Origin of the sequence: Mycobacterium sp. (assembly GCF_044342925.1) — a bacterium.
Classification (GTDB): Bacteria; Actinomycetota; Actinomycetes; order Mycobacteriales; family Mycobacteriaceae; genus Mycobacterium.
The window spans coordinates 1-4,437 of record NZ_JBIIOV010000218.1 but is presented as its reverse complement, the minus strand read 5'-3'; the positions used below and the strand labels follow the sequence as shown (position 1 = coordinate 4,437).

Here is a 4,437-nt window from a genome sequence, read left to right as displayed (position 1 = left end):
TGAAGGCGCCCAGCGGGTCGGCTGCGCCGCTGGACTGGGCGGTGGCGACCGCCTTGACCGCGGTGTCGCGTGCGGCGGACAGTTCGGCGGCTTTGGCCAGGCCGCCGTTGTCGAGTTGCTCGCCGGCTTGAGTGATGCCGCGCTGAATGTCCTCGATCGCCGAGGGCAGCGTCGACACCGCCCGTCGGATGTCGCTGGCCGCACTGTCGACCGCGTCGAGCATCTTGTTGGCCTGCTGCAGCGCCGACTCACCGCCGCGCACGCACTCCACCAGATCGCCGACCTCGCCGCCGACGAGCTTGGCCGACAACTCCCGGCCGCGGGTGATCGCCTTGTCGGCGAATTCCACCCGCTCGCGGGCCGCGTTGACGTTGCGGGCCACCGAGGACAGGGCGGTCTCGTCGAACTCGGTGCGCAGCTGCGCCAGCTTCTGATCGGAGGGTTCCAGCCGCGCCGTCACCGTGACCAGCTGCTGGGTGAGCGCGTCCAGCCGCTCGGGCGCGTTGAACACCAGGTCGCGCATCTGGTGGAAGGAGGCTGTCTGGGCATCGAGTTCCTTGTTGGCCCGCGCCGCCGACACCACTACCCGGGTCAGCATCTCGCGCCGCTCAGGCAGCGGATCCGGGATGCCGTCGTCCAGCTTCTGCCGCACGGCGAACGCCTGCTTGAGCGTCTCGCGGGCATTGTCGACCGCGGCGGCGAACGGTGCGGTCTGGGCCTCGCCGAACTCCTCGGACGCCAGCACCAGCTCGTTGGCGCTGGTGCGCACGGCATTGTCCACCTGCACCACCATCTGCTTGGACAGGTCGTCGAGGGCGTCGATCTGCACGTCGGCCAGTGCGGCCGGGTCGGTGGGGTCGATGTTCTTGGCGGCGCTCACCGCGGCGTCGTGCTGCTTGCGGCGTCGACGGCGGTTCATCACCATCAGGCCGCCGGCGCCGGCTACACCGAGGCCGCCGATCAGCGCCACCGGCATCAGCGAGGAGCCGGCGCCATTGCCCGACGAGGCACCGGCGCCCTTGAGATTGGTCAGCCCGCCCGCGGCCGCCACCGCCGCACCGCTCCAGTCTCCGTTGCGCAGCGCCGGCTCGATGCGGTCGCGCCGGATGTTGTCGACCTTGGTGGAACTGCCGCCGGCGGTGGCCGGCGAAACCAGGAACGCATACGAACGATCCTTGGTGGCCACCGCCAGGATGGCGTCCTCGGTGCCCAGGTCGCTGATCTTCTGGGTCTGCTGGGTCCAGTCGAACGCGCCCTTCGGGGCGAACGAGTCGACGTAGACCACCCACAGCCGGACCCGGCGGTCGCTGTACAACTGGTCGACGGCTTTCTGCACGTCAGCCGCCTGGCGGTCGTCGAGCACCCCGGCGTTGTCGGTGACGTAGTCCGGCAACCGGAACGGTGGCTCGGCGAACGCCGACGGCGCCATCAGGGTGGCGGCCGCAAAGATGGCGGCGAGCAGACTGAGCAGACGGGCAAGACGCATGTGGGCCAATGTAGTAGGCCCTCATGGCTCAAGAGCGTCTTGCCAGCAAAACTTGGGTCCGATCAGCCGTGGGCGTACTGGCAGACTGTGCCCCTGTGACGACCGGTGGCTACGACGAGGCGGACCGCGAGCGGGTGGTGGGCGACCCGGTGAAGTCGGCCACCCTGCCCGGAACCAACGCCGAGCACCGCACCGATTTCGCCCGGGACCGCGCCCGGGTGCTGCATAGCGCCGCGTTGCGCCGGCTCGCCGACAAGACCCAGGTGGTCGGCCCGCGTGAGAGCGACACCCCGCGCACCCGGCTCACCCACTCGCTGGAGGTCGCCCAGATCGGCCGGGGGATGGCCGTCGCCCTGGGTTGTGACGCCGACCTGGTGGACCTGGCAGGTCTGGCCCACGACATCGGCCATCCGCCGTACGGGCACAACGGCGAACGCGCGCTGGACGAATTCGCCTCGGATTGGGGCGGATTCGAGGGCAATGCCCAGAACTTCCGGATCCTGACCCGACTGGAACCGAAGGTGCTCGACGTCCACGGGCGCAGCGTGGGGCTCAATCTGACCCGGGCCGCCTTGGATTCCGTCACGAAATATCCGTGGCAGCGGGCCGCGGTGGGCGGCAAGTTCGGTTTCTACGCCGACGACGCACCGATCGCCGACTGGATGCGCGCCGGCGCCCCGCCGGGTCGTCCGTGTCTGGAGTCCCACGTCATGGACTGGGCCGACGACGTGGCCTACTCGGTGCACGATGTCGAGGACGGCGTGGTGTCCGGACGCATCGACCTGCGGGTGCTGGCCGACGATGACGCCGCTGCCGCCCTGGCTGAACTGGGCACCTCGGTGTACGGCTCCGGCGCCGACGCGGGCGATCTGGAAGACGCCGCCCGGCGGCTCTCCGAACTGCCGGTGGTGGCTGCCGTCGGCAAGTACGACGCCACTCTGGCCGCGTCGGTGGCCCTCAAACGCCTGACCAGCGAATTGGTCGGGCGGTTCGCCTCGGCCGCCATCGCCGAGACCCACCGGCACTACGGGCCCGGGCCGCTGGTCCGCTATCAAGCTGATCTGCAGGTGCCGCCGGCGGTGCGGGCCGAGGTCGCCGTGCTCAAGACGCTGGCGCTGCAGTTCATCATGTCCGACCCCCGGCACCTGACGATGCAGGCCCGTCAGCGTGAGCGGGTGCACCGGGTGGCGCACTGGCTGCTGGCCGGTGCGCCCGCAGCCCTGGACCCGATGTTCGCGCCGGCGTTCACCGCCGCCGCCGACGACGACGCGCGGATGCGCGTCATCGTCGACCAGATCGCCTCCTACACCGAGGGCCGGCTGGAGCGCATCGACGCCGACGCCCAGATCCAGCCCTCAGCTCTAGACTCGATCCCGTGACAACGGCGGTGGGAGGCGGGGGATCCCGCAAGGGCCGCATCCCCGACCGCGACATCGCCGCCATCCGGGACCGCATCCGCATCGAGGACGTGGTGGGCGACTACGTCCAGCTGCGCCGGGCGGGCGCGGACTCACTCAAGGGCCTGTGCCCCTTCCACGACGAGAAGTCGCCGTCCTTCCACGTCCGGCCCAACCACGGCCACTTTCACTGCTTCGGCTGCGGCGAGGGCGGCGATGTCTACGCCTTCATCCAGAAGATGGAGCACGTCAGCTTCGTCGAAGCCGTCGAGCTGCTGGCCGACCGGATCGGCTACGCGGTCACTTACACCGGCGGCGGCAACACCGTCCAGCGCGACCGGGGCAGCCGCAGCCGGCTGACCGCCGCAACCGCCGCGGCGCAGGAATTCTATTGCGCAGCTTTGGAATCCGAGGAGGCCGGGCCGGCACGCCGGTACCTCACCGAGCGGAATTTCGACGCCGCCGCGGCGGCTAAGTTCGGCTGCGGCTACGCCCCGTCGGGCTGGGACTCGCTGACCAAGCACCTGATCCGCAAAGGCTTCGAGCTCAAGGAACTCGAAGCCGCGGGCCTGTCGCGGCAGGGCAAGCGCGGGCCGATGGACCGCTTCCACCGGCGGCTGCTGTGGCCCATCCGCAGCGCCAGTGGCGAGACCATGGGTTTCGGCGCCCGGCGCATCTTCGACGACGACCCCATCGAGGCGAAGTACGTCAACACCCCCGAGACCGTGCTCTACAAGAAATCGGCGGTGCTGTTCGGCATCGACCTGGCCAAGCGCGACATCGCCCGCGGCCATCAGGCCGTGGTGGTCGAGGGCTACACCGACGTGATGGCCATGCACCTGGCCGGGGTGACCACTGCGGTGGCGTCCTGCGGCACCGCGTTCGGTGACGAGCACCTCAGCATGCTGCGCCGGCTGATGATGGACGACAAGTTCTTCCGCGGCGAACTGATCTACGTCTTCGACGGTGACGCCGCCGGACAGGCGGCGGCGCTCAAAGCGTTCGCCGGCGAGCAGAACCTGGCTGGTCAAAGCTTCGTGGCGGTGGCCTCGGACGAGAAATTGGCCGGCATGGACCCCTGCGACGTCAGACTTCATTTCGGGGACGCCGCGCTGCGCGATCTAGTGGCCCGCCGCACCCCGCTGTTCGAGTTCGCCATCCGCAGCGCCCTGGCCGAGCACAACCTCGACAGCGCCGAGGGGCGCGTCAGCGCGCTGCGGCAGTGCGTGCCGATGGTTGCCAAGATCAAAGACCCCACCCTGCGTGACGAATACGCCCGCCAGATCGCCGGCTGGGTGGGATGGGACGACGTCGCCCAAGTCGTCGGACGGGTGCGGGCGGAGGCCGGGCGCAAACCGGCGCCTTCCGGCGGCGGCCGCGGTGCCGAGCGGACGTCCGTCGAGCCGCGCCGGGACGCCGGCGCCCACCGGCCGGATCCGCGCGACCCGACGCTGTGGCCGCAGCGCGAGGCGCTGAAGGCGGCGTTGCAGTATCCCGCCTTGGCCGGGCCGGTGTTCGATTCGCTCAGTGTGGAGAGCTTCACCCACCCCGCTT

At 70.1% G+C, this 4,437-nt stretch carries 3 protein-coding genes; 2 read left to right on the top strand and 1 reads right to left on the bottom strand.

Going from position 1 to position 4,437, the window contains the following annotated elements:
• Positions 1-1,486, bottom strand: a 1,486-nt coding sequence (locus ADBZ6I_RS16225) for a TPM domain-containing protein (RefSeq protein WP_526385649.1), incomplete at its 3' end; no start/stop codon positions are given.
• A gap of 23 nt (positions 1,487-1,509) precedes the next feature.
• On the opposite strand from ADBZ6I_RS16225, the gene ADBZ6I_RS16220 reads away from it, so the two are divergent.
• Together ADBZ6I_RS16220 and dnaG are read left to right on the top strand one after the other, a co-directional pair.
• Positions 1,510-2,865 (top strand): deoxyguanosinetriphosphate triphosphohydrolase, encoded by a 1,356-nt coding sequence (locus ADBZ6I_RS16220; RefSeq protein WP_526385647.1) that lies wholly within the window; start codon positions 1,510-1,512, stop codon positions 2,863-2,865.
• An 8-nt stretch (positions 2,866-2,873) separates the two neighbouring features.
• The coding region (dnaG, locus tag ADBZ6I_RS16215; RefSeq protein ID WP_526385651.1) for a DNA primase at positions 2,874-4,437 on the top strand (1,564 nt) is incomplete at its 3' end.

Coding starts and splice junctions, on each gene's coding strand:
- ADBZ6I_RS16220 (WP_526385647.1), top strand. CDS start 1,510: ATGGCTCAAGAGCGTCTTGCCAGCAAAACTTGGGTCCGATCAGCCGTG.